19 protein-coding genes are annotated in these 25774 nt (G+C 65.1%); 6 read left to right on the top strand and 13 right to left on the bottom strand.

From position 1 onward, the window contains the following. Position 1: 1 nt before the first annotated feature. Positions 2–898, bottom strand: a complete 897-nt coding sequence (locus RID42_01090) for a formylglycine-generating enzyme family protein (GenBank protein ID MEQ8246253.1) — start codon at positions 896–898, stop codon at positions 2–4. After that, complete coding sequence (locus RID42_01085; protein MEQ8246252.1) at positions 864–2744, bottom strand: TolC family protein; 1881 nt, start codon at positions 2742–2744, stop codon at positions 864–866. The genes RID42_01090 and RID42_01085 overlap by 35 nt, the downstream gene beginning before the upstream one ends. A gap of 181 nt (positions 2745–2925) precedes the next feature. On the opposite strand from RID42_01085, the gene RID42_01080 reads away from it, so the two are divergent. Continuing rightward, the gene (locus RID42_01080) at positions 2926–5361 is read left to right on the top strand and encodes an adenylate/guanylate cyclase domain-containing protein (GenBank protein MEQ8246251.1); all 2436 of its coding nucleotides are present in this window, start codon (positions 2926–2928) and stop codon (positions 5359–5361) included. A 3-nt stretch (positions 5362–5364) separates the two neighbouring features. Here the strand turns inward: RID42_01080 and RID42_01075 are convergent, their stop codons facing one another. Further along, entirely contained in the window at positions 5365–6654 is a 1290-nt protein-coding gene (locus RID42_01075; protein MEQ8246250.1) for an HlyD family type I secretion periplasmic adaptor subunit, read from the bottom strand. Further along, positions 6651–8990 carry an ATP-binding cassette domain-containing protein gene (locus RID42_01070; protein ID MEQ8246249.1) on the bottom strand — a complete coding sequence of 780 codons (2340 nt, stop codon included), beginning with the start codon at positions 8988–8990 and terminating at the stop codon, positions 6651–6653. Before RID42_01070 ends, RID42_01075 begins: the two co-directional genes overlap by 4 nt. 166 nt (positions 8991–9156) lie before the next feature. On the opposite strand from RID42_01070, the gene RID42_01065 reads away from it, so the two are divergent. Both RID42_01065 and RID42_01060 read left to right on the top strand, forming a co-directional pair. Beyond that, the gene (locus tag RID42_01065) at positions 9157–10059 is read left to right on the top strand and encodes a haloalkane dehalogenase (GenBank protein ID MEQ8246248.1); all 903 of its coding nucleotides are present in this window, start codon (positions 9157–9159) and stop codon (positions 10057–10059) included. Between the two features lie 34 nt (positions 10060–10093). Then, on the top strand, positions 10094–10525 hold the full coding sequence (locus tag RID42_01060; GenBank protein MEQ8246247.1) for a PaaI family thioesterase: 432 nt from the start codon (positions 10094–10096) through the stop codon (positions 10523–10525). Here RID42_01060 and RID42_01055 read toward each other — a convergent pair. Next, positions 10522–10821, bottom strand: a complete 300-nt coding sequence (locus tag RID42_01055) for an SCP2 sterol-binding domain-containing protein (protein MEQ8246246.1) — start codon at positions 10819–10821, stop codon at positions 10522–10524. The two genes, RID42_01060 and RID42_01055, sit on opposite strands and share 4 nt — an antisense overlap. 85 nt (positions 10822–10906) lie before the next feature. Here RID42_01055 and RID42_01050 point away from each other — a divergent pair, with 85 nt between their 5' ends. Further along, positions 10907–11728, top strand: coding sequence for an enoyl-CoA hydratase/isomerase family protein (locus RID42_01050; protein MEQ8246245.1), 822 nt, complete (start codon positions 10907–10909; stop codon positions 11726–11728). Positions 11729–11815: 87 nt separating this feature from the next. Here the strand turns inward: RID42_01050 and RID42_01045 are convergent, their stop codons facing one another. The 5 genes from RID42_01045 to RID42_01025 all read right to left on the bottom strand — a co-directional run bounded on the left by RID42_01045 (position 11816) and on the right by RID42_01025 (position 19361). After that, positions 11816–13606: an acyl-CoA dehydrogenase C-terminal domain-containing protein gene (locus RID42_01045; GenBank protein ID MEQ8246244.1), complete on the bottom strand. Its 1791-nt coding sequence runs from the start codon at positions 13604–13606 to the stop codon at positions 11816–11818. Positions 13607–13630: 24 nt separating this feature from the next. Next, a complete protein-coding gene (locus tag RID42_01040; GenBank protein MEQ8246243.1) occupies positions 13631–15970 on the bottom strand; it encodes a 3-hydroxyacyl-CoA dehydrogenase/enoyl-CoA hydratase family protein in 2340 nt (779 codons plus the stop codon). A 106-nt stretch (positions 15971–16076) separates the two neighbouring features. Then, on the bottom strand, positions 16077–17213 hold the full coding sequence (locus RID42_01035; protein ID MEQ8246242.1) for a thiolase family protein: 1137 nt from the start codon (positions 17211–17213) through the stop codon (positions 16077–16079). A 28-nt stretch (positions 17214–17241) separates the two neighbouring features. Continuing rightward, on the bottom strand, positions 17242–18960 hold the full coding sequence (locus RID42_01030; protein MEQ8246241.1) for an acyl-CoA dehydrogenase family protein: 1719 nt from the start codon (positions 18958–18960) through the stop codon (positions 17242–17244). Continuing rightward, the gene (locus tag RID42_01025) at positions 18957–19361 is read right to left on the bottom strand and encodes a MerR family DNA-binding transcriptional regulator (protein MEQ8246240.1); all 405 of its coding nucleotides are present in this window, start codon (positions 19359–19361) and stop codon (positions 18957–18959) included. Before RID42_01025 ends, RID42_01030 begins: the two co-directional genes overlap by 4 nt. A gap of 50 nt (positions 19362–19411) precedes the next feature. On the opposite strand from RID42_01025, the gene RID42_01020 reads away from it, so the two are divergent. Then, positions 19412–19762, top strand: a complete 351-nt coding sequence (locus RID42_01020) for a DUF962 domain-containing protein (protein ID MEQ8246239.1) — start codon at positions 19412–19414, stop codon at positions 19760–19762. A 77-nt stretch (positions 19763–19839) separates the two neighbouring features. Next, positions 19840–21204, top strand: a complete 1365-nt coding sequence (locus tag RID42_01015) for a tetratricopeptide repeat protein (protein ID MEQ8246238.1) — start codon at positions 19840–19842, stop codon at positions 21202–21204. A 24-nt stretch (positions 21205–21228) separates the two neighbouring features. On the opposite strand, the gene RID42_01010 is transcribed toward RID42_01015, so the two are convergent. From RID42_01010 to RID42_01000, 3 genes are read right to left on the bottom strand one after another with little or no spacing between them, the layout of a single operon-like run. Next, positions 21229–22188 (bottom strand): DmsC/YnfH family molybdoenzyme membrane anchor subunit, encoded by a 960-nt coding sequence (locus RID42_01010; protein ID MEQ8246237.1) that lies wholly within the window; start codon positions 22186–22188, stop codon positions 21229–21231. A 17-nt stretch (positions 22189–22205) separates the two neighbouring features. Continuing rightward, entirely contained in the window at positions 22206–22931 is a 726-nt protein-coding gene (locus RID42_01005) for a 4Fe-4S dicluster domain-containing protein (protein ID MEQ8246236.1), read from the bottom strand. Continuing rightward, positions 22928–25768, bottom strand: coding sequence for a molybdopterin oxidoreductase family protein (locus RID42_01000; GenBank protein ID MEQ8246235.1), 2841 nt, complete (start codon positions 25766–25768; stop codon positions 22928–22930). Before RID42_01000 ends, RID42_01005 begins: the two co-directional genes overlap by 4 nt. Positions 25769–25774: the final 6 nt, after the last annotated feature.

The following is a 25774-nucleotide window of genomic DNA, read 5'->3' as shown; positions in this document are numbered from 1 at the left end:
GCTAGTCCAGGTCGCGCGCGACGCGGATGCCGATATTGTAGGAAAATAGTTTGGCCGGGTGGCGATCGCGGTAGGTCGAGGCCATCAGTCGGGGGATGTAGTACCACGAGCCCGAGCGGATGACGCGGCGTTCGCAATCGCCGTCGGTGCGAGCGCGAGCGATCGTCGGCGCGCCGTCGTGGGTCGGGTTCCAGCAATCCTCGGTCCATTCCCAGACGTTGCCGTGCATATCGTAGAGCCCGAACGCATTGGGCTTGAAGGTGCCGACCGGGGCGTTGCCCTGGCCATCCCACGGCGTGCCGCACTTGCGGCAGTTGGCGTTGTAGGTGCCGGCCTCGTCGCCCCAGGGGAAGAAGGTATCGGTGCCGGCGCGCGCGGCGTATTCCCATTCGGCCTCGACCGGGAGACGGTAGGGCTGGCCGGTGCGCGCGCGTAGGAAGCCGACATAGTCCTGGGCGTCCTGCCAGGTGATGTTCATGATCGGCTGGCGGCCGCGCCCCCAATGGTGATCGCTCGGGATGTGAGTGCACGGCCCGGCCTCGACGCAGGCGAGCCACTCGTCCCAAGTCACCTCATAGCGGCTGAGCGCGAAGGGTTTGAGGACGGCGACCGGCACCGCCGGGGTCTCCACGCTTTTGCCGTCGTCGCGGCCCATCCAGTAGTTGCCGGACGGGATCGCTACCATCTCGGGGCATTCGTCGCATTCCTTGAACGGCTTGCCCGATTTCTGCGCGGCCTTGGCCAGGAGCGAGCCGCCCGGGGTTTGCGCCGCGATGGGCGTGGCGGCGAATAGCCCGAAGACGAGGACCGCGGCGCCGAGGAGAGTACCGGCGCGCACCGCGGCGGGCCACACCAAGCGGCGCCTAAAGATCGGGGGTGCGGTTTCGGGTGATGTCATCGTCCGCATCGAAATCGAAGAACTCCTGGGCCCCGAGGGTGGGATCCCGGGCCGACTCGGCGGGCGCCGACAGGGTACGGTCGTCGCCGAGCGCGAGCCCCGCCGGGGGCTCGGGGGATACATCGCGATCCTCGGTTCCCGCGTCAAGGGTGTCGGTGTCCTCAAAGATCACGTCGGTGTCATCGTCGAACAGCGGGGTGAGGCCAGCCCCGGCGTCGGGTTCGGGCGCATCCTCGTTGTCGATGATCGAGGCGAAGGGATTCTCGTCGGTGTCGTCCGAACCGGCGAAGGGATCGGTGTCGGTCGCGCCAGTGTCCGATTGGGCGAAGGGGTTGTCGGATGTCGCGTCGGTTCCGAGGTCGTCGCCGCGGAAGGCGAACGGGTCGGCGGCGCGGGCCGCGTCGGCCGCTGTCGGCAGCGGCGCATCCTGGCGCAGTTCCAGATTGGCATACTGACGGCACCAATCGATCATCGTCGGCGTCGCTTCGCTGGAGCGGGCAAAGGCCGCGGCATCGTTCAACGTGCCAACGTCGAGGCGGCCGATGGACAGAACCGCGCGGTAGACCGTCGTCATCTCGGTGAAGACCGCCGCCGCGAGGTTGATTTGCGCGTCGGTGACTTCGGTTTCGGCGTCGAGCACGCGCAAAGCGGTTTCGCGGCCGGCCGCTTGCAGGGTACGGCGTTGATCGAGCACCAAGAGCGAAATCTCCAGCGCGTTTTCGAGCAAGAAGCGCCGCTCGCACCCGGTCTTGAGGGCTTGCCAGGAAAAGCGCACCTCTTCGTCGATGCGCAGGCCGGTGAGATGGAGGTTGCTCAGGTTGGCGGCATGGTCGAAGGCCGAAACCGCGATGTTGGACTGGACCGAAAACCCGGTGAAGAGATCCCACGTCGCTTGCACCAAGACCGACGCGTCGCGTCGCACACCCGGCGTGTCGTTGAGGTCGCTTTCGAAATTGGCGCGTCCGACGAGGTCGACGCGGGGGAACAGATTGGACTGCGCCGAATGCTGGCGCGCTCGCGCGGCATCGACCAAATTGTTGGCGTTGGCGATGAGCGGGTGGCTGCGCCGCGCGATGCGCAACGCCTCGTCCAGCGACGTCGGCAGCAGGTCGATCGGCGGCACCGGGGTTTCCATGTTGACCGGGTCGGGGAATTCGCCGAACAACTGCCGATACCGGGTAAAGGAATCCTGCAAACTGCCGTTGAACACGACCCGTCGTTCGCGCGCCCGCTGCAGGCGCTGGCGGGCGAGCAGGACGTCGGCGGCAAGACCCTGCCCGGCGCGCACGCGGTCGTTTTCGAGATCGACTTGGCGTTGGGCGCGGACTTCGATCTGGCGGACGAGTTGGATCAGTTCGTTTTGGCGGACGACGTCGATGAACGCGCTGGCGCCCTGGAACAGGGTGCTTTGTTCGGTGTTTTCCAAGAAGTCGACGGCGGCGGCCTTGTCTTCGACCGCGCCGCGCCGTTCGAAATTCTTTTGGAAACCGTCGAACAGATTTTGACGCAGGTTGAGCGTCATCGATTCGCGCAGTTCCTTCGCGGGCTTGCCGCGCGTCGAGCGGCGGGTCGGCGAATCGATCCGCTCGTAGCCGTAGTCGCCGGTCAGGCTGACCGTGGGCAGGAAGAACGCCTTGGTGCCGCGCAACCGCTGATCGGCGGAATTGACGCGCTCCTCGTCGGTGCGGATCGCGGGATGGGTGCCCGCAAGATCGCTCAGGGCTTCTTCTAGCGTCACCGCCCGCGCCGGCGCAGTCATGCCTAGCGCCGCCACTGTCAAGACGGCGGCGAGCATCCGTACGGCGTTGTGCTGGCCCACAAGCATTCCGACCGAAACCCGTTTCATTCCCAGGCCTTAAGGCCTGTTTATCACGAACTGCCTTAAGATAACCCGAGTTTGGTTCGACGGTCGACCCGGCGCCGGCGGTGCCGCCCCGGCGTTCCCCTAACCGGTTGAACTATCTACAAAATTGGACTTTGCAGGGGTCCGGGTGCGGCCCTATGCTCGGGTCCATGCGTGACGTGCCATGAGCGAGACGACGGTCGACCAAGCCCCGGCGGCCCCCGGCCCGGCGGCGCCCGCCCCGGGCCAGAAGCCGAGGGCGAAGCGGCGCGGGCGGCCCTTTTGGCGGCGCTTCCTGTCGTGGTGGGGCGGCGGTCGCTTCGTCTCGCTGGTGATCCTGATCGCGATCGGCGTGGTCCAGGCCTCGGAACTGGTGCCGGGATCGGCGACCTTCCTCGACCGGACCCGCAATGCCACGCTGCTGCCGCTGCGCAATGCGGTCTTCGATTTCTACCAGCGGCAAATTCCGCGCACGACGCCCGAGGGCCACGAGCGGCCCGTGGTCATCGTCGACATCGATGAGGCCAGTCTCGGGGAAATCGGCCAGTGGCCGTGGCCGCGCGACGAGCTGGCCAAGATGGTGGTCTTCTTGATGAAGTCCGGGGCGTTGGCGGTAGGCTTCGACGTTGTGTTTGCCGAACAGGACCGCCTGTCGCCGAATCTGGTGGCGCTGCGTGCCGCGAGCCGGGGCTTGAGCGACGAGGTCCTGGCGCAACTCAAGGCGCTGCCCAGCAACGACGATGTCTTCGCCGGTGAATTGCAGCGCAGCCGCGTGGTGCTGGGGCAGGTTGCCAACAATGCCGAGAACGCCACGGGCGATTTGCCCAAGGGGCCGCCGATGGCGCGGCGCGGCGAACGCCCTGAAACGTTCATCCGCGGCGCCTTTCGTAATGCCGTGCGCAATTACGAAACGCTTGAGACCGCGAGCCCCGGTTTGGGCATGATCAATGTCGCACCGGACGCGGACGGGATCGTCCGGCGCGCGCCGGCGATCCTGCGGGTCCAGGTCGAACGCCCGGACGGCAAGACCCAGCAGAAGATCTATCCCTCGCTGGTGGTCGAAATGTACCGTGTCGCGACCGGCGATCCGAAGCGGCCGTTCTTCGTGGTTTCGAACGAGCTCGGGATCGCCGAGGTGTCGTTGACCAAGGATTTCTCGATTCCGACGACGCGCGACGGCGAAATCTGGGTCTACTACGCCAAGCCCGGCGAAATTACCGGCGACCTTTACGTCTCGGCCAAGGATGTTTTGAACGAAACGCTGGCGCCGGAACGGTTTCAAAACAAGTTCGTACTGATTGGCACTTCCGCCGCCGGATTGCGCGATATCCGGGCGACGCCGATCTCGAACAACCTGCCCGGGGTCGAGGTCCATTCGAACATGATCGAGACCATCTGGTTTCGCACGCCCTTGGTGCGGCCGGCCAACGCGCTCGACGGTGAACTGACGGCGGTGATCGTTGCGGGGCTGCTGCTGATCGTGTTCCTGCCGATGATCGGCGCGGTTTGGTCGTTGGGGTTGGTCGCGGCCGTGGTCGGCGTGCTAGCGGCGTTTTCGTGGTTCTCATTCGCCGGGTTCGACGCCGGTTTCTTGACCCTGCCGGGCAGGGCCCTGGTCGACTTTTCGTTCTTTGCCGTGACGATTCTCATTCTCTATTCGGTGCTGACATTTTCGAGTTATTCACGCACCGCTGCCGAACGCCGCCAGGTGCGCGGCGCGTTTTCGCAATACCTGTCGCCCGCCCTGGTCGAGCAACTCGCCGACGATCCCGACCGGCTCCAGCTCGGCGGAGAGATGAAGAGCATGACGTTCCTGTTTTGCGACATTCGCGGCTTTACCGCGATCTCGGAGACGTTCAAGACCGATCCGCAGGGGTTGACCAAGCTGATCAACAAGTTCCTGACGCCGATGACCGACATCATCATGGACCGCCAGGGAACCATCGATAAGTACATGGGCGATTGCATCATGGCGTTTTGGAACGCGCCGCTCGACGATGCCGCACACGCCGCACACGCCTGCGAATCGGCGCTCGCGATGTTTACGTTCCTACCCGAACTCAATAGGGCGATAGAAGCCGAGGCGGTGGCCGAGGGGCGCCAGTTCCACCCGATCAAGATCGGGGCCGGGATCAATACCGGCGAATGCGTCGTCGGCAACATGGGGTCCGAAAAGCGCTTCGACTATTCGGTGCTGGGCGATGCAGTGAACCTCGCGTCTCGGCTTGAAGGGCAATCGAAGAATTATGGCGTGAACATCGTCATCGGCGAGATCACCCACCAGGAGGCGCCGGCCTTCGCGACAATCGAGCTCGATCTAATCGCGGTGAAGGGGAAGGCCGAGGCGGTGAGGATCTTCGCGCTCCTGGGCGACGCGGCGATGAAGGAAAGTGCGCCCTATCTCGCGTTGATCGACAAGCACGACGAAATGCTGCGGATCTACCGGTCGCAGAAGTGGGATGACGCCGAAGCGATGTTGCCGCAGTGCAACGAACTGGCCAACGCGGCAGGCATCGATTTGAGCGTGTTGTACCAGCTCTATAGCGAGCGACTGGCGCTGTACAAATGGGATCCGCCGCCGCCGGATTGGGACGGCGTGTTCGTCGCGACCTCGAAGTAAGGTCTAGCGTTCGCGGAAGCCCTCGGAGCGCAGCTTCAAGACTGGCCGGACGATAAATTCGGCGACCGACCGGGTGCCGGTCTTGATATCGACCGACGCGACCATGCCCGGCAGAATCGGGAATTCGCTTTCCGACGAGCCGAGGTAGTTTTTGTCGGTCTCGACGACCACCTTGTAAAACGAGTTGCCTTTGTCGTCGACCGTGGCGTCGGGCGCGATCTGGGTGACCGTGCCGTCCAAACCGCCGTAGCGGACGAAGTCGTAGGTCGACACCTTGACCAGGGCGGTAAGGCCCTCTTCGATAAAACCGCGTTCCTTGGGGTCGAGCTTGGCTTCGATCAGAAGCGCTTGGCCCGAAGGGACGATCTCCATGATGATTTCACCCGGCTGAACCACGCCGCCGAGCGTATTGACGTTGAGCTTCTTGATGACGCCGTCGATCGGGCTGGTGATGACGGTACGGTCGGCCTGGCGCGATGCCTGTTGGAGTTGTTCGCGGGCCCGGGCGAGTTCTTGGTCGATACGGCCGAGTTCGGCGTTGGCGCCGCTCTGGAATTTCAGGCGTTCTTCCTTGAGCCGTTCGCGCGCCCCTTCGAGTGCGGCGCGGGTGCGGGGAACCGCGACCTCGATCACCTCGATCTGGCCCTTGAGTTTTTCGATTTCCTGTTCGATTTCGAGGTGTTCGACCCGCGTGGTCAGTCCGTCCTTGAGCAGGCCTTGCGAAATCTTGAATTTCTCGCCGAGGCGGCCGAGCTCGCGTTCGAGCGACCCTTGCTGGGCTTGGAATTCCTGAACTTCGAGGTCGCGCTCCTTCACCTGGCCTTCGAGACCGCGCAGGGTGCTTTCAAGCTCGCTGCGGCGGCCGGCGTAGGTCCGGCGTTCGGAGTTGGCGATGTCGCGCTGGCGCGCGGCGATGTCGAGCGGTAGGCGCAGGTCCGTACCGTTGGCTTCGGCTTCGAAGCGGGCGCGTTGCAGCAATAGGCCGTCGATCCTGGCCTGGACCTCTTCGCGGTTGAGGTTTTGCGTGCCCAGCACGAGTTGCAGGAGTTCCTGGCCCTCGGTGACCCGGTCGCCGGAACTGACGTTGATCGCCTGGATGATCCCGCCTTCGAGATGCTGGATGTTTTTGATTTGGCCGGCCGGGACGACGACGCCTTGGGCCACGGCGACTTCTTCGAGTTGGGTGAAGTAGGACCACACGATGCCGCCGGTCAGCAGAAGGATGATCAGATAGGCGATGACGCGCCAACCCGGCACCGGGTTGCGTTCCAGCAGGTCGTCGAGCTTGCTCATGCGCGGTTCCTCTCGGCTTGCTTACGCTGGGCCAGCCGGCGGCGCGCCGCGGCGTCGAGCGGCGCGGCCGGTTTGGCCGGTGCCGCCGCGGGGCGTTGGGATTTTTGAGCGGCCGGGGCGGGCTTGGCCTGAACGGGTTTGGCTTGAACAGGCTTGGCTTGGGCCGGTTTGGCTTGAGAAGGTTTAGCGGCGGCGGGGACCTCCTGGTCCTGGCGTTTGCCAGCGGTGGTGACCTTGCGGACCCGGTTGGCGTTGGGCCGCAGTTCGCGCACGTTGCTGGTCTCCGCGGCGGGCGCCGGGGGCGCGGCCGGGGCGGGCTTTCTGACAGTGGCGGGTTTCCGCGCGACGGCCGGGCGTGGGGCCGCTTTCGGTTCGTCCGCTGGGGGCGGAGCGGCGGCGGGCGGTTCTTCGCCGATGATCTCGAGATCGACGTCGTCTGCCGGTGCGGGCGACGGTGGCGGCGGGCGGCGCGACGGGGCGGCGCGCTTCGGCGGGATGGGCTCGCGCTCGGCCGGTGCGGCGTTCTCGGCAGGCGGCGGGGCGGCGGCGGGCTCGCGGCGCGGGCCGCCGGCCTCGCGCGGGCGGCGCGGTGCGGGGGCGGTGCGGCCGGTGGCGGGTTTTTCCGCCTGGGGCTTGCGCACCAGATCGGCCAAGACTTCCTTGGGCGGACCCGCTTTGACGATCTTGCCCTTTTGCATGACCAGGATTTGTCCGGCCGATTGCAGCAGGTTTTGACTGTGGGTGATGACCAGCACGGTGTGGTCGCGGGCCAGGGTTTGCAGCAGACGGACCAGTTCAGCCTCGCCCTCGCGGTCGAGGTTGCTGGAGGGTTCGTCCATGATCAGGATCGGCGGATCGGCCAGGAACGCGCGGGCGATCGCGAGGCGCTGGCGCAGGCCGCCTGGGAGCAGCCGGCCGGCTTCGCCGATGTCGGTCGAGTAGCCGTCGGGCAGATCGATCAGGAACGGATGGACCCCGGCCATCTTGGCGGCGCGGATCACGTCGTCGTCGCTGGCCTCGGGATTGGCTTTGGCGATGTTCTCGCGAATCGAGCCGTTGAAGAGGAAAATTTCCTGCGGCACGTAGCCGAACCACTTCGCCAGTTCCCGGCGGGTGAACTGCGACATGTCGGCGCCGTCGAGCAGGACGCGCCCCTTTTGCGGCTTGTAAAGGCCGAGGATCAATTTGATCAGCGTGGTCTTGCCCGAGCCGTTCGGCCCCATCACGGCGATGAACGAGTTGGGGCGGATCTGGAGCTTGACGTCGTTGATTGTGGGCTGGGCTTCTTCGCTATAGCCGAAGGTGACGTTTTCCAGCGTGATCTGGCCTTCGGGGCGGCCCAGTTCGACTTCGACCTCTTGGCGGTCGTCGCGCACGACGAAGATTTCGCTGAGCCGGTTTACCGCCTGGCGGTAGGAGGCGTAGTTGCGCCACGACCCGACGAGCTGATTGAACGGGCCGAGGATGCGGCCCATCAGCATGTTGGCCGCGATCAGCGAGCCCATCGTCATGTCTTGGTTGATGATGGCGATGGCGCCGGCCGAGGTCATCGCGACGGTGGTGATGGTGGTGAGTGAGGCGCCGTAGTTGCCGAAGGTGTCGGACTTGCGGCCGCGGTGCATCGAATCCTCGATGGTGGCGGCGTGCTTGTCTTCCCATAGCGGGCGAATCGATTCCTCGAGGGCCAGCGCCTTGACCGTGGTGCGGCCCGCGATCATTTCGGCGACCATCGCGTCGCGGTCGTAGCCGGTTTTGCGTTCGGCCGCGTTGGCGGCGGTAAGCGTCGCCGCCGAGCGCCAGCCCAACACCAGGAAGGTCGGCAGGATAATCAGCGGTACCCACATGATCGGGGTGGCGACGATCGAGACCAAGACCAAGAAGAAGATCGCAAAGGGCAGGTCGGTAATCAGCACCGCCGAGGGGCCTGAGCGGGTGTTGCGCACAACCTCGACGTCGCGGAACAACGCGGTCCAGAACGAGGTCACCCGGTTCTCCAGGACCGGCAGCGGCACCGAGAGGATCTTGTTGAAGAGTTTGTTGCCGAGCGAGACGTCGATGCGGAGCGCGGTGCGCTGCATCAGGCGGCTGCGGGTTTGTTTGAGGATGAGGTCGAAGGCGATGACGCAAATCATGCCGATGACGAAACCTTGCAGGGTTACCAGCCCTTCCGAGTTGATCACCCGGTCGTAGGTCTGCATCGTGAAGATCGGTACTGCCAGCGCGAGCAGGTTGATGAACAGCGACATCAGGAAGACTTCGCGGTAGCTCGAGCGCAGCGGCTTCAAGAGATCCTTGAGCCACTCGTGCTTGTCGACTTCCTCGCCTACTTCAGACATCGTGTTACTTTATTGTCCTAAACCGCAGATTATTCAGGCAATTCTAGGCAATTTCAGGGCAAAACAACAGACAGCCTCGGAGGCTGGGCCGATTCCACCAGTCCCCTCTATACTGCCGGTCCCCGCGGCGGTGCAAAGTGCCGTCCCATCACACTGTGGAGAGCCCATGAACCCCGACGTCCTGCGGACCCCCGATGCCCGATTTGCCGACCTGCCGGGTTATCCCTTTGCGCCGCATTACCTCGACGATCTGGCCGGAATCGAGGGCGTCCGCCTGCACTATCTCGACGAAGGGCCGGCCGGGGCCGACCGGGTTTTCCTGTGCCTACACGGCAATCCATCGTGGTCGTACCTGTATCGCAAGATGATCCCGGTCTTTACCCAGGCTGGCCACCGCGCGGTGGCGCCCGACCTGCCGGGTTTCGGCAAGTCCGACAAGCCGGTCGATGACGCGGTGCATACCTTCTCCTATCACCGCGATGTCTTGCTCGCGTTCATCAAGCGGCTCGACCTTAGGAACATCGTCTTGGTGTGCCAAGACTGGGGCGGTCTGCTCGGCTTGACCCTGCCGATGGAGATGCCCGAGCGCTTTGGCGGGTTGTTGGTGATGAACACTGCGCTGGCCACCGGCGACGAGCCGCTCAGCAAAGGGTTTGTGGCCTGGCGCGACTGGTCGAACACGCAGGAAGACCTCAACGTGCCCAAGCTGTTCACCCGGATGGCGCCCCATCTGAGCGCCGCGGAATACGATGCCTACGGCGCGCCGTTCCCCGACAAGACCTATAAGGGCGTGCTGCGCCGCTTTCCCAATATCGTGCCGGAAAAGACCGACGACGACGGCGCCGCGATCTCGCGCCAAGCCCGGGCGTTCTGGAAGAACGACTGGACCGGCCAGACCTTTATGGCCGTGGGTATGCAAGATCCGGTGATGGGGCCGGCGACCATGACCAAACTGCAGGCGACGATCCGCCGCTGCCCGCCGCCCTACGAGGTCGCCGACGGCGGTCACATGATCCCCGAATGGGGCGCGGATATCGCCCAGAAGGCGCTGGCCGCGTTCGCTGCATGAGCGATTGTGCGGCGGCGATGATCCGGCGGGGCCGATGAGCGTGCGCGAACCGCCCGCCGGCTTCGCTGCGCGCGAAGACGGCGAGAGTTTCAACGCGACGATGGGGCCGATCTTTGCCAGCACCGACGGGCCACCGTGGCGGCTCGGCGTGTGGGCCGCGCCCAAACACCAAAACCCGCACGGGATGCTGGACGGCGGCTTGATTATGGCGCTGACCGATCACGCGATCGGATTCAATATTTTCCAAAGCGTCGCAGGCGGCACGTCGTTCGCGACGATCAGCCTCAACGTCGACTTCGTCGCGGGCGGTCGCCTGGGCGAATGGATCGAGGCGGTCCCCGAAACGGTGCGTGCGACGCGCAGCCTGGTGTTCGCCAAGGCGCAAGTATTGGGCGAGGGTGGCCGGTTGATCGCGACGGCGAGCGGGATCTGGAAGTTCGTCGAAAGCCGGACGGTGAAGGCTTAGCCCAACAGCTTTTGCAGCTTCATGGCGATGCCCATGCTGCCGTCGATCTTGATCTTGCCCATCATGAAGGCGGTGGTGGGGTTGAGGTCGCCGTCGACGAGTTTTTTGAAGTTCTCGAAGGACAGCCGGATCGTGCAATCGGCCTCGCGGTCGTCGTTGGTGACGGTGTTGGGCGTCGCCTCGCCGTCGAAAAAAATAATGCCGTCGTCGCCGAAGTCGAACTTGATCGTCGCGTCGATGCCAGCCGCGTCGCCAGCCTTGGTGCGCAACGCTTCGGTCATTCCATCTAAATCCATAGTAGTCTCCTTCCCGCGTATTCTTCTTGCCCGGCGATACGAGCGTAGCAAAGCCGGGGCGGTCAAACTATGGCGAGGCAATGACATGACGGGCGATCTTCCGGCGTGCGAGTGGTTGACGTTGCGGCAGGCGGGCTTTCATTTGACGGTGACGCTGAACCGGCCCGAGGCGCGCAACGCCATGAGTGCGGCCATGGCACAGGAATTGTCGGCCGTGTTCGAGGCCGTGCGCACCCGGCGCGATATCGCGGCGGTCGTCCTGCGCGGCGCGGGCAAGCATTTTTGCGCCGGCGGCGATTTGAAGGACATGACCGATGCGCTCGACCCGCCGGCGCCGGGCGCACCCGACGTTCTGTATGAGGTCAACCGGCGCTTCGGCGATCTGCTGACCGCGGTCGACGCGGCGCCGCAGGCGGTGATCGCGGTGGTGCACGGTGCAGCGCGCGGCGGCGGGTTCGGGTTGATCTGTGCCGCCGACGTGGTGATTGCGCAACGCGATTCGACCTACGCGATGCCCGAGACCGGTTTTGGCTTGCCCGGCGCGCAAATCATTCCGTTCGTGACGATGCGGCTGGGTGCGCATTATGCGCGCCGCTTGGTCGTTACTGGCGATGCGGTCGACGGGGTGGAGATGCACCGCGCCGGGCTGGTCACCCACCTATGTGCCGACGACGCGGAAGCGGAGGCGGCGTTGCGCACGGTGTTGGATCAGATCAAGGGGCGCTCGCCCACGGCGGTGGCGCAGTCCAAGGCGTTGATCGCCAAGGTCGGCACGGCGCCGCTGTCGCTGGTGCTGGACGAGGGCGCCCGGCTGGTCGCCGAAGGATCGCGCGACGGCGACGGCCGCGAGGGGCTCGACGCATTCTTCGCCAAGCGCAAACCGCGCTGGACGACGCGGGAGGGGTAGCCCTTCGACACGACTGGTCCGCGCCCAGGCGCGGTCCAGTCGGCTCAGGATGACGGGGTCTTGTTGGGGCGAAGGTTGTTTGCGCGCTTAGAACGCGTCTTCCGCGAACGCCATGACGGGGTCGGCGCCGGCAGTGATTTTTGACAGGAGCGACGAGGTGTCGGGCATGACTTTGGTCATGTAGTAGTGGGCGAGTTTGAGTTTGTTTTCGTGGAAGGCTTTGTCGCCTTCGCCGCCGGCGATTTTGGCGGCGCTGACCTTGGCCATGCGGGCCCACATGAAGCCCAAGGCGACGAGGCCGAACATTTTGAGGTAGTCGGCGCTGGCGGCGCCGGCTTGCATGGGATCCTTGAGGCCGTTTTCGGCGATCCAGGCGGTGGCCTGTTGCAGGCGGGCGAAGGATTTGGCGAGGTTCATCGTGAGGTCGCCGATGGTTTTGTCCTCGGCGTTTTCTTGGATGAACTGATCGACCGGGTGGAAGAACTGGCGTAGCAGGCGGCCGGTACCTTGCGGGAGTTTGCGGCCCACCAGATCGAGCGCTTGGATGCCGCTGGTGCCCTCGTAGAGCTGGGTGATGCGGGCGTCGCGGACGAACTGTTCCATGCCGTGTTCGCGGATGTAGCCGTGGCCGCCGTAGCATTGCAGCGCGAGGTTGATGTTCTCGAACCCGGTGTCGGTGAGGAACGCCTTGACCACCGGCATGACCAGGCCGACGAGGTCGTCGGCGTCCTTGCGCACGGTTTCGTCGGGGTGTTTTTCCGACAGATCGATATGCAGCGCGGTCCACATTGCCAGCGCACGGGCGCCTTCGTTGAAGGCGCGGGCGTTGAGCAGCATGCGGCGCACGTCGGGGTGCACGATGATCGGGTCGGCGGCCTTGTCGGGGTGTTGCGCGCCGGCCAGCGAGCGGCCCTGGATGCGTTCCTTGGCGTAGGTCGCGGCGTTCTGGTAGGCGACCTCGGAGAGGCCGAGGCCCTGGACGCCGACGCCGAGGCGCGCTTCGTTCATCATCACGAACATCGCGCGCATGCCCTTGTTGGGTTCGCCGATCAGGTAGCCGGTGGCGTTGTCGTAGTTCATCACGCAGGTCGCCGAGCCCTTGAGCCCCATCTTGTGTTCGATCGAGCCGCAGGTGACGCCGTTGCGGGTGCCGACCGATCCGTCGGGCGCAACCATGAACTTGGGGACGATGAACAGGCTGATGCCGCGGATGCCTTCCGGCGCGTCGGGCAGGCGGGCCAGGACGAGATGGATGATGTTGTCGGTGAGGTCGTGTTCGCCGGCTGAGATAAAGATCTTGGTGCCGGTGATCTTGTAGCTGCCGTCGGCTTGCGGTTCGGCCTTGGTGCGCAGCAGGCCCAAATCGGTGCCGCAATGCGGTTCGGTCAGGTTCATCGTGCCGCCCCATTCGCCGCTGGCGAGCTTGGGCAGGTAGAGCGCCTTTTGGTCGTCCGAGCCCGAGCGCTTGATCGCTTCATAGGCGCCGCGGGCGAGACCGGGGTAGGTGCCAAAGGACATGTTGGCCGAGATGATCATTTCCGAAAAAGCGATGCCGAGGACCATCGGCAGACCTTGGCCGCCGTGTTCGGGTTCGCAAGTCAGCGACGTCCAACCCCCTTCGACGAAGGTTTTGTAGGCCTCTTTGTAGCCCTTGGGCGTGGTCACGCCATCGGCAGACCAGTGGCAGCCCTCCTCATCGGCCGATTGGTTGAGTGGCTGGAGGACTTCTTGGGTGAGCTTCGCGCCCTCTTCGAGGATGGCGTCGACGATGTCGGCGCTGGCATCGGAGAAGCCCGGCAGATTGTCGTAGCGGCCGATCTCGAGAACGTCGTTCAGGAGATAGCGCATGTCGGCGAGCGGCGCTTGATAGGTCGGCATGAGGGCGGTCCTCGTTTCGTTGAACTAGTTGCGGAGCGGTTTGCCGGTGGACAGCATGTGCTCGATTCGGTCGAGCGTCGGCGACATGCGGAACAGCCGCGCCATCGCCGCGCGTTCGAGGGCGAGCAGGTCTTTCTCGGTGACCGTTTCGGTAACGTCGGTGTCGCCGCCTGACAGCACCGTCGCCAGCTCGTGCGAGACGGTGACGTCGTGCGGCGTCGCCTTGCCGGCCTTGGCGAGGTCGGCGACAGCCATGTCGAGCGCGACCCGCGCGGTCGGACCGGGCAGGCTGACTTCGATGTCCTTTTCGGGCGGCGCATAATCCTTGGCGAGGTCGAGGGCCTTTTGCTTGGCGTCGGCGAGAACCCGTCGGCGGTTCATGGTGACACCGTCGCCGTCGCGCAGGAACAACAGGTCGCGGGCTTCGGCGGCGGACTTCGAGACCTTGGCCAACCCGATGGTTTGGAAGGCTTCGCCGACCGGCGGCATGGGGCCGCCCGGGCGCTTCTTGTTGGTGACGTGGCGCAGCACCATTTCCTTGGAGCCGCCCCAGCCCGGGATCAAGCCGACGCCGACCTCGACCAAGCCCATATACAATTCGGCGTGGGCCTGCACGGCGTCCGAATGGAGGCAAATCTCGCACCCGCCGCCGAGCGTCATGCCCGCCGGTGCGGCGACGACCGGGAAAGGCGCGTATTTGAGCGCCATGTAGGCGTCTTGGCCTTCCTTGATGCTCATTTCCAGCACTGGCCACATCGCGGTGTTGGCCGCGAACAGGCCGAGGCCGACGTTGGCGCCGACCGAGAAGTTGTCGGCGTCGTTGTTGACGACGAGGGCCTTGAAGCCTTTCTTGTCGATCTTGGCGGCCTTCTTGACCATCTCGATCGTGCCTGAATCGATCGAGTTCATCTTGCTGTGAAATTCGAGGCAGGCGACGCCGTCGCCCAGATCCCACAGGCTGGCCGAGCCGTTGCCGTCGAGGCGTTCCTTACCGCGTTTGACGTCGGCCAACATCCACGCGCCGTCGGGAATCACCACGTCGTGGTAATTGCCGTCGAGGCCGAGGAACTGTCGCTTTGTGCCCTCTTCGCGGTAGAGCGGACGGCCCTTGGCGGTCTTGAGGAGTGCGGGGACGGCGAGGCCTTCCTTTTCGAGGCGCTCGGCGAAGTAGCCGGTGCCGAGTTGGTCGATCTGTTCGAACGGGCCGTATTTCCACGCGTAGCCGGCCTTCATCGCGTTATCGACTGCGACGATGTCTTCGGCGATTTCGGGGATCAGGTCGGCGGCGTATTTCAGCACGTTGGAGAGCACCGCCCAGGCGTAGGCGCCGCCGCGGTCGTCGAACTCGACCAAAGCCTGCAAGCCCTGGCGACCGGCCTCGACGCTGCCCAGGCGCGGCTTGACGACGGCGCGGTAGGCGCCGGTCTTGAAGTCGATCGCTTCCTTGGTCTTATCGGCGCCGTTGCGCACGAGGCGGTAGAACCCGCCCTTGCCTTTGCGGCCGGTGTAGCCGTCGGCGACCATCTTGTCGGTGATCGCGTTGAGCGGATGGGCTTTGTCGAACTGGTTGTGGAAGGCGTCGCCCTTGGCCAGCAGGGAGGCCATGGAACCCAACACGTGGTCTTTGAGGTCGATGCCGGTGAGATCCATCAGGCCGAATATGCCGGTCTTGGGAATACCCATCGGGCGACCGACGATGGCGTCGGCCTCTTCCACGCTGAGACCGAGGTCGTAGGCTTTTTGGGTCGCGACCATGCTCCAAAAAATGCCGAGCCGGTTGGCGATGAAACCGGGCGTGTCGTTGCAGTCGATGACTTCCTTGCCCAGGCGCACGTCGCCAAAGGCGCGCAGGGTGTCGATCACGGCGGGCTTGGTCTTGGGACCGGCGACGATTTCGAGCAAGCGCATATAGCGCGGCGGATTGAAGAAGTGGGTGACCGCGAAATCGGCGGCGAAGCTGTCGGGCAGCGTCTCCAAAAGATTGGCGAGCGGGATGGTCGAGGTATTCGAGGTGACGATCGCGCCCTTCTTGCGGTTGGCGTCGACCTTCTTGTAGACGTCGTGCTTGACCTTGACGTTTTCGAGCACGGCCTCGCAAATCCAATCGCAGTCGGCGAGGAGGCCGAGGTCGTCCTCGAGGTTGCCGGGGGTGATCAGTTTGGCATTGCGCCGGTGCATGAGCGGCGCGGGATTGGTCTTGTGCATCCGTTCGATCGCGCCCTTAGCGATCGCGCTTCGGTCGTTAGCGCCGTCGGGGACGATGTCGAGGAGGACGACGGGAACGCCGGCGTTGGCGATCTGGGCGGCGATGCCGGCCCCCATGACGCCGGCACCGAGTACCGCAACTTTCTTGATTTCACTCATATGTTCCTCTCGACCGATCCTTCGTTGCGCGGTGCGCGGTGCGCTGATGCCTGTGTGTCGCGGTGTCGTCCGCCCTAGCCGCGCGTTGGGTAGGGCAGGCTGCGGCCTAGGCCGCTTCGAGTACCGTGGCGATGCCTTGGCCGCCGCCGATGCATTGGGTCGCCAGGGCCAAGTTCTTGCCCTCGCGCTTCATCAGGCTCGCGGCCTTGCCGGTGATCCGTGCGCCGGTTGCCCCGAGTGGGTGGCCCAGCGCAATGGCGCCGCCGTCGATGTTGACCTTGTCCATGTCCATCTTGGCTTCGTCGATGACCGCCAGCGCCTGGGCCGAAAAGGCTTCGTTCAGTTCGATGACGTCGATGTCCTTGATGGTGACGCCAGCGCGGTCGAGCGCCTTCTTTGTTGCACCGACCGGTCCCATGCCCATCGTTTCAGGGGCGCAACCGTAGACGGCGATGCTGCGGATGCGGGCGATGGTCTCCAGGCCGTTGGCCTTGGCGTAGTCCTCGCTGCACACCAGAACGGCGGAGGCGCCGTCGGTCAGCGGTGACGAGGTGCCGGCGGTAACGGTGCCCTTTTCGGAAAACGCCGGATTGAGACCGGCGAGGATTTCGGCGGTGGTGTCGGGGCGGATTGCGCCGTCCTGCTCGACCCGCAGGTTGCCCTGTTCGATGGCGACGATTTCGTCCACCAACTTACCGGCGTCGCGCGCGGCGGCGGCCTTCTTGTGGCTGAGGACGGCGAATTCTTCTTGGCGGGCGCGGTCTATCTTGTATTTGCGCGCGACGTTTTCGGCGGTCTCGCCCATCGACATGTAAACTTCGGGGTGCTCTTGGTAGAGCTTGGGGCTGGGCGAGGGATTGAAGCCGGCCATCGGCACCCGGGTCATCGATTCGATGCCAGCGCAGACAAAGGCCTCGCCCGCGTTCATTTGGATGGCCCCTGCCGCCATGTGGATCGATTGCATCGACGAGCCGCAGAAGCGATTGACCGTGGTGCCCGCCACGGTGATCGGGAGGTCGGCTAGGAAGTCGACGATGCGGGCGACGTTGAAGCCCTGTTCGCCTTCGGGAAAGGCGCAGCCCATGATCAGGTCTTCGATGTCGGCGGGATTGACGCCGGTGCGCTCGATCAAGGCCTTGACCACTTGGCCGGCCATTTCGTCGGGGCGTACCTTGGCGAGGTCGCCCTTGCGCGCGAGGTGGAAGGGCGAGCGCACGTAACCGGCAATCACAACGTTTTTCATAGACCTTCTCCTGTGGATCCTGCCGCGGTCATCCGACCGCGCGCATGAGTTGGCTGTCCGCGGCAATCGGTTCGAAACCGATCAACGCGTCGAAATGACGATTGGCCCAATCCCCGCCCGGGCCGATCCCGCGGGCGATAGTCTCAGGAAAACGGGCATCCATATAGAGGCGCGAGACGAGGGCCTTGCGGGCGTCGCCCGCCGCGAGATCGTGGGTCGCCTCGTCGAGTAGCAAGGCGGCGCCGAGCGTGTCGCCGAGCAGGATCATCAACCGGCGGGCATGGCGCTGGGCCTCGGCGGCATCGCCGCGGACGTAGGCGACCGCGTCGCGGCAATCCTGCACCGCGCGTCCGAGCCGCTGGGTTAGGGAACCAAGTGCATCGGGGGCGGCTTCGCGGATCGCTTCGACCCGTTCGATCAACGCCTCGAAACCGGGCGCCCGGTTGCCGATCATCCGCAGGACTTCAAGCGCCTGGATGTTGGCCGGGCCCTCCCACACGGTCAGCACCTGCGCGTCGCGCAGTAGACGCGGGGTCACGTAATCGTAGGTGTAGGCATTGCCGCCGATCAGTTCGATGGCGGCGCGGGCCAGCACGTTGGCGTCGTCGGCGGTCTGGTACTTGGCGAGCGCGGTGGTCAAGCGCAGCCACGCACGTGCGGCGGTGTCGTCGTCGAGATCGGTAACGTGGGCCGCGTCGAACGCATTGGCGGCGGCGAAGGCCATTGCGGTGCCCGATTCGAGGCGGACCAGCATGGCCAGCAGTTCGTCCTGCATCATCGGATAGCTGAGGACGTTGTGGCCGAAGGCCTCGCGGCGGCTGAGATAGGTGACGGCTTCGAGGAAGGCGCGGCGCGCGAGGCCGGCGGCGCCGACGGCGTTGTGGATGCGGCTGAAGCCGAGCGCTTCCATCATCAACTTGAAGCCGACCGGCGGGGGCGCGATTTCGAGCGCCCAGGCGTCCATCAGGTCGACCTCGCCGGTGGGGACGCCGGTGGTTCCGAGTTTGTCCTTGAGCCGCCGGATGCGGAACGAATTGGGATCGCCGTCGATATGGGTCGGTACGAGGTAGAGGCCGAGGCCCTTGGAGCCCTCGGGCGCACCAGGTGGGCGGGCGGTGGCGACGGCGAGGCCGCCGTTGGTGTTGCTGACGAACCATTTGAGGCCGGTGAGGCGGACATGATCGCCTTCCGTGCGGGCCACCGTGGTGGTCGCACCGACATCGCTGCCGCCGTGCAGTTCGGTGGCCCAGGTGCCGCCGGTGAGGGCCTTGCCGTCGGTGCGCACCAGTTCGGGCAGATAGCGCGCGCGCATGTCGGCCGGTGCGAAGCGGTCAAGCACGTAGGCGACCGCACCGGTCATGGTGACGGGGCAATGCAGCGACACGTCGGCCTGAGACAGCAAATAGCCGATGGCAAAGGTGACGGTGTAGGGCGCCGGCGTTGGGCCATAGTTGAGGCCGATCGCGCCGCGTTCGTAGACCTCGCGCGCGACTTGGTCCCACAGAGGGTTATGGCGAATGTGATTGGTCAGGCGGCCGTGGCGGTCGTAGGGCTCAAGCACCGGCGGCGCGGCACGGTGGGTGTGTTCGGCCTGGATATCGACGGCGTCGCCGACCCAAGCGCCAAAAGAGTCGAGAGTGGGGGCCCATTGCTTGAGGTCGTCCCCGAAGGACCGGGTCAACAGACGCTGCAGGTTGCGATCGCGGGCGTAGAGGTTCTGCCCGCGCACAGTCGGGCTGTCGTTCACTCAGCGGCCTCCCGGGCGTCGACGCCTTTGTCCTCCAACATGGATTCGATTTGGCGACAGCCGTCTTGTAATTCAACGAGGGCCGCGTCGATATCTTCGCGCTGGGCTTCGAGTTCCTTGAGGCGGCGGCGCGCCTTTGCGAGCGTCACTTGGAGCTGCGCGACCTGGCCGTCGCCCAGGTTGTAGAGATCGAGCATCTCCTTGATCTCGGCCAAGCTGAAGCCGAGACGCTTGCCGCGGAGGATGAGTTTGAGGCGCCCCCGGTCGCGGTGATCGAAGACCCGATTCAAACCGCGGCGCGTGGGGTGCAGCAGATCCTTGGCTTCGTAGAAGCGAAGGGTGCGCGAGGTCACCCCGAATTCCCTCGCGAGACGCTGGATGGTGTAGATTTCGTCTTCCATTGGAAAAATCTAGGTATCGTTTACGTAAACGTCAATCTAGGCAGGCGCGGATGAGCGATAAACCCCAGACCTACGCCGATTTCTGGCCGTACTACCTGCGCCAGCATGCAAATCCCGTCTGCCGGGGGTTGCATTACATCGGGTCGAGCGTCGCCCTGATCTGCCTGGCCGGGTTGGCGATCGGCGGCAACCTGTGGTTCCTGGCGGGCGCGGCGGTCGGCGGGTACGGCTTCGCGTGGGCCGGGCACGGCGTGTTCGAGCGAAACCGTCCGGCCACCTTTACCTACCCGTTGTGGTCGCTGGCGAGCGATTTTCGGATGTATTTTCTTTGGCTGTCTGGGCGATTAGGGCCGCACCGCAGGGCCGCATCGGATCCCGGTTGGGTGCAACAAGAGGGTTGAAGTTGCTTTGAAATGCGGCGACGTTAGCGCGGGTTTACGGACGGTCGCCGGGTATCGCGCCGAGTATGGAGTTTTTTGTGACGGTTGGGGCTAAACGCGGCGGTGCATCGCTCGCCCGTCTGGTTGCCGCGGCGCTTTTCAGCGTGTCGCTTGCGTGGGGCGCGGCGGCGCAACAAACGCCGCGCGACCCGGTCGAGCTTGAGAAGGAGTACGACGCCGCCTTTCAAGCGCTGTTCAAGGATCCGGGTAACCTCGACAAGTCGTTCCGCTTCGCCGAACTGGCGGTCGAGAAGGGCAACTTCGAGGCGGCGATCAGCGCGCTGGAACGCATGTTGCTGATCAATCCCGACCTGCCCCGGGTCCGCCTGGAACTGGGTGTGTTGTATTTCCGGATCGGTTCCTACGCGATCGCCCGCACGTATCTGACGCGGGTGTCGCAAAACCCCGATGCGCCGCCCGAGGTCATCGAGCGGGTGCAGGTGTTTCTGGACGAAATCGACAGCCGGTTGACGCGCGGCAGCCTCAGCGGCTCGGTCTTCTTTGGCGCGCGTTATTCCGACAATGCCAACGCCGGGCCGAACAGCCCGAACGTTTTGGCCAATGGCGTCGCGTCCCAACTCGACGACCAGTTCACCAACAAGGCGGACCGAAACTATTTCGTCTCCGCCCAGCTCAGTCACAGTTACGACTTGCTGACCCAGCGCAACGAAATCGTCGAAAGTTCGGGGACGCTGTACGTCTCGGAACAGGACAAACAGAAGCAGCTCGACATCGTGTTCTTGGAAGCGCAAACCGGCATCCGTGGGCCGTTTCTCCAGGACCTCGTGCCGGGCGGCACGATGAAGCCCTACATCCTGGGCAACATGGTTTACCTACAGGACTCTTGGTACCAGTTCACAGTCGGCTTCGGCGCCAATATCGTGATGCCGTTGAGCCAGCGTCTGCGCACGACGATCAATCTTGAGAGCAAGTCCGAGCATTTCCGCAACGATTCGGAACGGCTGAATGCCTCCCAGCAATCGGGCGTCGAGGCCTCGCTGAGCGCCGATGCGACCTATGTGCTGTCCGAGACCCAGCAGGTCGGCGTGCGAACTTCGGCGGCGAGCCAGGAAGCCAAGGAGAACTTCAACGCGTTCCGGGAATTCCAAATCGGCGGCAGCTTTACCCAACTGTTCGCGATCCCGGCGCTGGAGGAGGGGCCGGCCAGCGTGAGCGCGAGCGTGACGCGCAGCTCCAGCCACTACAATCAGCCCAATACGACGGTTGTGTCGGGGCGCAAGCGGCGCGATCAAGAGTGGCGCTGGTCGCTGACCGGCGCGGTGCCGATCACACCGGATTGGACCATCGTGAGCACGTTCCAACGCTCGACGGTGAGCAGCAACATCCCGAACTTCGAGAACCGTTCGTCGGCGATCACGCTGGGCGCGTCGCGCCGCTTCTAGGCGGCGTCCGGCGTCCGTGCCGGTCTAGACCGACTCGGCGCCGTAGTAGAGCGTGACGGTGTGGGTCGCCTCGGCGAAGAACAACCACCGTTCGACCGCGAATCCGATGTGGGCCGATACGGCGGCGATTACGGCGAGGGCTGCCGCCGCGCCGCCGCCTACACCGAAGCTCGCGAGTACCAAAACGATCGGTAGGGCGAAGCCGGCGAGCAGAGCAATGCGCCGCAGCTTATCGGCGTGCTTGCGCGCGATCCGGTAGGCCATTTCCTTTTGCAGATAGTTCGGCTCGGTATGCGGCGGGTCGAGCAGACGGACCCGCACACCGTCGTCCAACCCGGTCGCCGCTGCGGCCGTCGCGATCTTCTTGCGACTGGCGATGCCGCGCCAGTAGCCGAGTTTGACGAGGAGCGCCAAGAGTAACCCGATCAGAGCGATGGCCGGGACCAGATGCGTGACCGAGCCGGTGAGCGCCCCCAGGGCGTTGACGGCGAGCGCACCGCCGGCAAGCGCGAGGACCAAGTAGGCGCGCGGCACGTCGCGCCGATGCCACTGCGGGATCGGCTTGAGGCTGGCGTAGATCATGGAAGTCGAGAATACGGTGGCGAGTGCGAGCGCGGCGGTCAGCACGGCCAACACCGCCATCACGCCGCCGAGTGCCGCAGGGTCGGCGGTGATAAACAACCAGCCCAACGCGAACAGACCGGCCGGTGCGTAGGTCGCGATCGCCAGCACGCCCTCGCGCGACAGCCACGACGAGCGCCACTGGGTGAGCGCCTTCAGGAAGCGTTCGGGGTGACCGAGGTGGAGCAGCGAAGACAGCAGCCCCGCGGTAACGAGACCAAAGGCGATGACGAAGGCGGGCCAGGCGAACCACGGGTCGAGCGGCAGACGCCCGGCCAGGGCGAGCAGGGCCATCAGGAACAACATGCCGTAGCCGGTGCCCGAAGCGACGGTGAAGAAGATGACGGAAAAAGCGGGATGCATGTCGGGTGCGCGCTACGTCAGGAAAGGAGGCGGTCGACCCACTGGAGAAACTTGCTCTCCACCGAATCGGCGGTCGGTTGCAGCGCCGGAACCGGCGCCGGGGCGGCGCGCGGGGGAAGGTATTTGTTGACCGGGGCGTAGCCCAGGTCGGGCATCAGGTCGCGGCCGCCACGCTCGGCGACCAGGCGGCTGACGTCGGACGTCGGGTCGGCGAGGTCGCCATAGTGGCGCGCGCTGACGGGGCAGGCCGACACGCAGGCTGGTACCCGGCGCGCTTGTGGGATGTTTTCGTTGTAGATGCGGTCGACGCAGAGCGTGCATTTTTTCATCACGCCTTCGCTGACGTCGTATTCGCGCGCGCCGTAGGGGCAGGCCCAGGAACACAGCTTGCAGCCGATGCAGCGGTCTTCGTCGACCAGGACGATGCCGTCCTCTTCGCGCTTGTAGGACGCGCCGGTCGGGCACACGGTGACGCAAAGGGCGTTGTCGCAGTGCAGGCACGAGCGCGGGAAGTGTACGGTGCGACCGCTGGCGCCGGAGTCGGTCTCGAAACTATGGATGCGGTTGAACCACACGCCGTCGGGGTCGGCGCCGTAGGGATCGGTGTCAGTGAGAGGCGCGGCAATGCCGCCAGTATTCCACTCTTTACAACTGACGGCGCAGGCATGGCACCCGACGCAGGTGTCGAGATCGATGACGAGCCCGAGTTTGCGGGCCGGGGCGGTGCGGGGCAGGTCGGTCATGCGCCGCTCCGGAAGGACGCGCCGTATTTCAGTACGGCGGGGGTACTGGGTCGTTTGGTGCCGGGCAGCACGTCGAACTGTGGCCAGGATTCGCCGGCCTCGCCGGGGGCCGCCTTCTCGACGCGCACCCGTAGGTCGAACCACGCCGCCTGGCCGGTCACCGGATCGGCGTTCGAATGGGCGGCGTTCGGCAGGGTGTCGCCGATCAAATGGTTGAGCAGGAAACCGCGGGTCGCTTCGTGGGCGTCAGGGTCGAGACCCCAGGCGCCCTTGCGTTTGCCGATCGCGTTCCAGGTCCACACCGTATCGGGGTTGACCCCGTCCATCAGGCGTACCTGGGCGCGGATGCGGCCCTGGTGGCTGGTGACCCAGACCCAGTCGTCGTCGGCAACGCCGAGTTTGGCGCCGAGGGCGCGGGCGAGATAGAGGCGGTTGCTGCCGAGGATTTGGCGCTGCCAGGCGTTTTGCGAATCCCACGAATGATACATCGCCATCGGGCGTTGGGTCAGCGCGTGCAACGGAAACGTCTCGCGGTCCACGGCGGCTTCCTCGAAGGGCATGTACCACATCGGCAACGGATCGAAGTAGGTGGCGATGCGGTTGCGCGCCGCCGGTGGCGGCACCACGGCGCCGTGGCCCTGGGCGGCGAGGCGGAACTTTTGCAGTACCTCGGAATAGAGCTGCACGATCACCGGGTCGGGCGTATCGAGGAAACCCATCTTCTCGCCGTAGGCGCGGTAGGCGCGGTTCACGTTGCGGAAATAGGAAGCGTCTTCGGGGATTTCACCCTTCCAGAAACAACCGTTCGCGATGTAGCGGTCGAGTTGGTCCGGGTTGGGCGCGCCGGTGCCGTGTTCGTTGCCGTCCGCGCCGCGCCAGCCTGCGAGCATGCCGACGCCGGGTTTGCGTTCGTGGTTCAGCATGTAATCGCTTAATCCGCCCGGATAACGCGGCGCGCCGGTGTCGTCGACCAGCCCGGGCAGTCCGAGGCGGGCACCGAGGTCGATTAAGACGTCCTGGAACGGGCGAACGTCGCGGTCGGGTTTAAGGATCGGTTGGCGGATCGAATCGGCGGGGCCGCCGGGTTCGGAAATGGGGCGGTCGAGCAGCGAAATGCAGTCCCAGCGTTCGAGGTAGGTGGTGTCGGGCAGCACCAGATCGCTGTAGGCGACCATCTCCGAATCGAAGGCATCGGAGTAGATGATGTGCGGAATCTTGTAGTCCCCCGTGGCGGGGTCCTTGTCCGTCAGCATCTTCATGGTTTCGGTGGTGTTCATCGACGAGTTCCAGCTCATGTTGGCCATGAACATGAACAGGGTGTCGATCGGATAGGGGTCGCCCGCCCAGGCGTTGCGGATAACCATGTGCATCATGCCGTGGGCGGCGAGCGGTGCTTCCCACGAAAACGCCTTGTCGATTCGCTGCGGTCCGCCGGCGGGATCGAGGAGGAGGTCCTCGGGACCGCGCGGGAAACCGAGCGGCGGGCCGGCCAGCGGCTCGCCCGGAGCCTTCACCGGTCCGGTCGGCTTTAGCGCCGGGGGGGCCGCCTTGGGGTAGGGCGGGCGGTAACGCCAGCCGCCGGGGCAATCGATACTGCCCAGCAGCGCTTGCAGGACGTGCAGCGCGCGGCAGGTGTGGAAGCCGTTGCTGTGTGCGGAAATGCCGCGCATCGCGTGAAAGCTGACCGGGCGGCCGATCATCTGGTCGTGGTGCCGGCCGGCAAAGTCGGTCCACGGGATATCGAGGCGGATTTCTTCGGCAAAGGCGGCGTGGGCCATTTCGGCGGCCAAGCGGCGGATCGTGTCGGGTGCCACGCCGGTGCGTTCGGCCACGGCCTCGGGCGCGTAGGCCGGATCGAGGAAGCGGCGGGCGAGCAATTCGAATGCGGGTACCGCTATGCGGCCGTCCTTGAGGGTGCGGGGGCCGATGAGCGCTGGCTTTGCATCGCGGTCCAGCGCATCGCCCAGAGCGTCCTTGGCGATATCCCAACACTGCGGCGCGCCGGCGTCGTCGCGGACGAACAGGCCGTCCTCGGGACCGCCCTGATCCTGGATCACCAGCCAGCCGGCATTGGTGTAGCGCGCGAGGTAGGCGAAATCGACCTGGTCGGCGCGCAGCAATTCCCGGATCAGGGAGAACACCAGCAGGCCGTCGGTGCCGGGGCGCACGCCGACCCACTCGTCGGCGATCGCCGAGTAGCCGGTGCGGACTGGGTTAACCGAAACGAATTTGGCGCCGTTGGCCTTGACCTTGCCGAGGCCGATCTTGATCGGGTTGGAGGCATGGTCTTCGGCCACGCCGAACATCATGAAATAGCGGGTCCGGTCCCAGTCCGGTTCGCCGAATTCCCAGAACGAGCCGCCCATCGTGTAGAGCCCGGCGGCGGCCATGTTGACCGAACAAAACCCGCCGTGGGCGGCGTAGTTGGGGGTGCCGAACTGGGTCGCCCACCAGCCGGTGAGGGCCTGGCTTTGGTCGCGCCCTGTGAAAAAGGCGAGTTTTCTGGGGTCGGTCTCGCGGATCTGGCCGAGCCAGCCGGCGGCGATGTCCAGCGCCTCGTCCCATTCGATCTCCACGAAATCGCCGGCGCCGCGTTCTCCGACTCGCTTGAGCGGCTTGCGCAGCTTGGCTGGCGAGTGCTGTTTCATGATCCCCGCGGCGCCCTTAGCGCACAGCACCCCGCCGTTGACCGGGTGGTCGGGGTTGCCCTCGATGTAGCGCAACTGGCCGTCGCGCAGGTGGACCCGGATGCCGCACCGGCAGGCGCACATGTAGCAGGTGGTGTCTTTGATCTCGTCGGAGACCGGCGGGGAGGTGTCCAGGGGGGTCGGGCGCACGGATAC

The sequence above is a fragment of the Alphaproteobacteria bacterium genome (assembly GCA_040216735.1).
Lineage (GTDB): Bacteria > Pseudomonadota > Alphaproteobacteria > SHVP01 > SHVP01 > CALJDF01.
The sequence above is the reverse complement of the archived record's forward strand: the minus strand, read 5'-3'. Positions and strand labels throughout refer to the sequence as shown.

Excerpts from the sequence above, each read along its gene's own strand:
- RID42_01090 (MEQ8246253.1), bottom strand. The coding sequence starts at position 898 with ATGACATCACCCGAAACCGCACCCCCGATCTTTAGGCGCCGCTTGGTG.
- RID42_01005 (MEQ8246236.1), bottom strand. The coding sequence starts at position 22,931 with ATGACCGACCTGCCCCGCACCGCCCCGGCCCGCAAACTCGGGCTCGTC.
- RID42_01020 (MEQ8246239.1), top strand. The coding sequence starts at position 19,412 with ATGAGCGATAAACCCCAGACCTACGCCGATTTCTGGCCGTACTACCTG.
- RID42_01055 (MEQ8246246.1), bottom strand. The coding sequence starts at position 10,821 with ATGGATTTAGATGGAATGACCGAAGCGTTGCGCACCAAGGCTGGCGAC.
- RID42_01075 (MEQ8246250.1), bottom strand. The coding sequence starts at position 6,654 with ATGAGCAAGCTCGACGACCTGCTGGAACGCAACCCGGTGCCGGGTTGG.
- RID42_01080 (MEQ8246251.1), top strand. The coding sequence starts at position 2,926 with ATGAGCGAGACGACGGTCGACCAAGCCCCGGCGGCCCCCGGCCCGGCG.
- RID42_01070 (MEQ8246249.1), bottom strand. The coding sequence starts at position 8,990 with ATGTCTGAAGTAGGCGAGGAAGTCGACAAGCACGAGTGGCTCAAGGAT.
- RID42_01050 (MEQ8246245.1), top strand. The coding sequence starts at position 10,907 with ATGACGGGCGATCTTCCGGCGTGCGAGTGGTTGACGTTGCGGCAGGCG.
- RID42_01035 (MEQ8246242.1), bottom strand. The coding sequence starts at position 17,213 with ATGAAAAACGTTGTGATTGCCGGTTACGTGCGCTCGCCCTTCCACCTC.
- RID42_01085 (MEQ8246252.1), bottom strand. The coding sequence starts at position 2,744 with ATGAAACGGGTTTCGGTCGGAATGCTTGTGGGCCAGCACAACGCCGTA.
- RID42_01025 (MEQ8246240.1), bottom strand. The coding sequence starts at position 19,361 with ATGGAAGACGAAATCTACACCATCCAGCGTCTCGCGAGGGAATTCGGG.
- RID42_01065 (MEQ8246248.1), top strand. The coding sequence starts at position 9,157 with ATGAACCCCGACGTCCTGCGGACCCCCGATGCCCGATTTGCCGACCTG.
- RID42_01040 (MEQ8246243.1), bottom strand. The coding sequence starts at position 15,970 with ATGAGTGAAATCAAGAAAGTTGCGGTACTCGGTGCCGGCGTCATGGGG.
- RID42_01045 (MEQ8246244.1), bottom strand. The coding sequence starts at position 13,606 with ATGCCGACCTATCAAGCGCCGCTCGCCGACATGCGCTATCTCCTGAAC.
- RID42_01010 (MEQ8246237.1), bottom strand. The coding sequence starts at position 22,188 with ATGCATCCCGCTTTTTCCGTCATCTTCTTCACCGTCGCTTCGGGCACC.
- RID42_01060 (MEQ8246247.1), top strand. The coding sequence starts at position 10,094 with ATGAGCGTGCGCGAACCGCCCGCCGGCTTCGCTGCGCGCGAAGACGGC.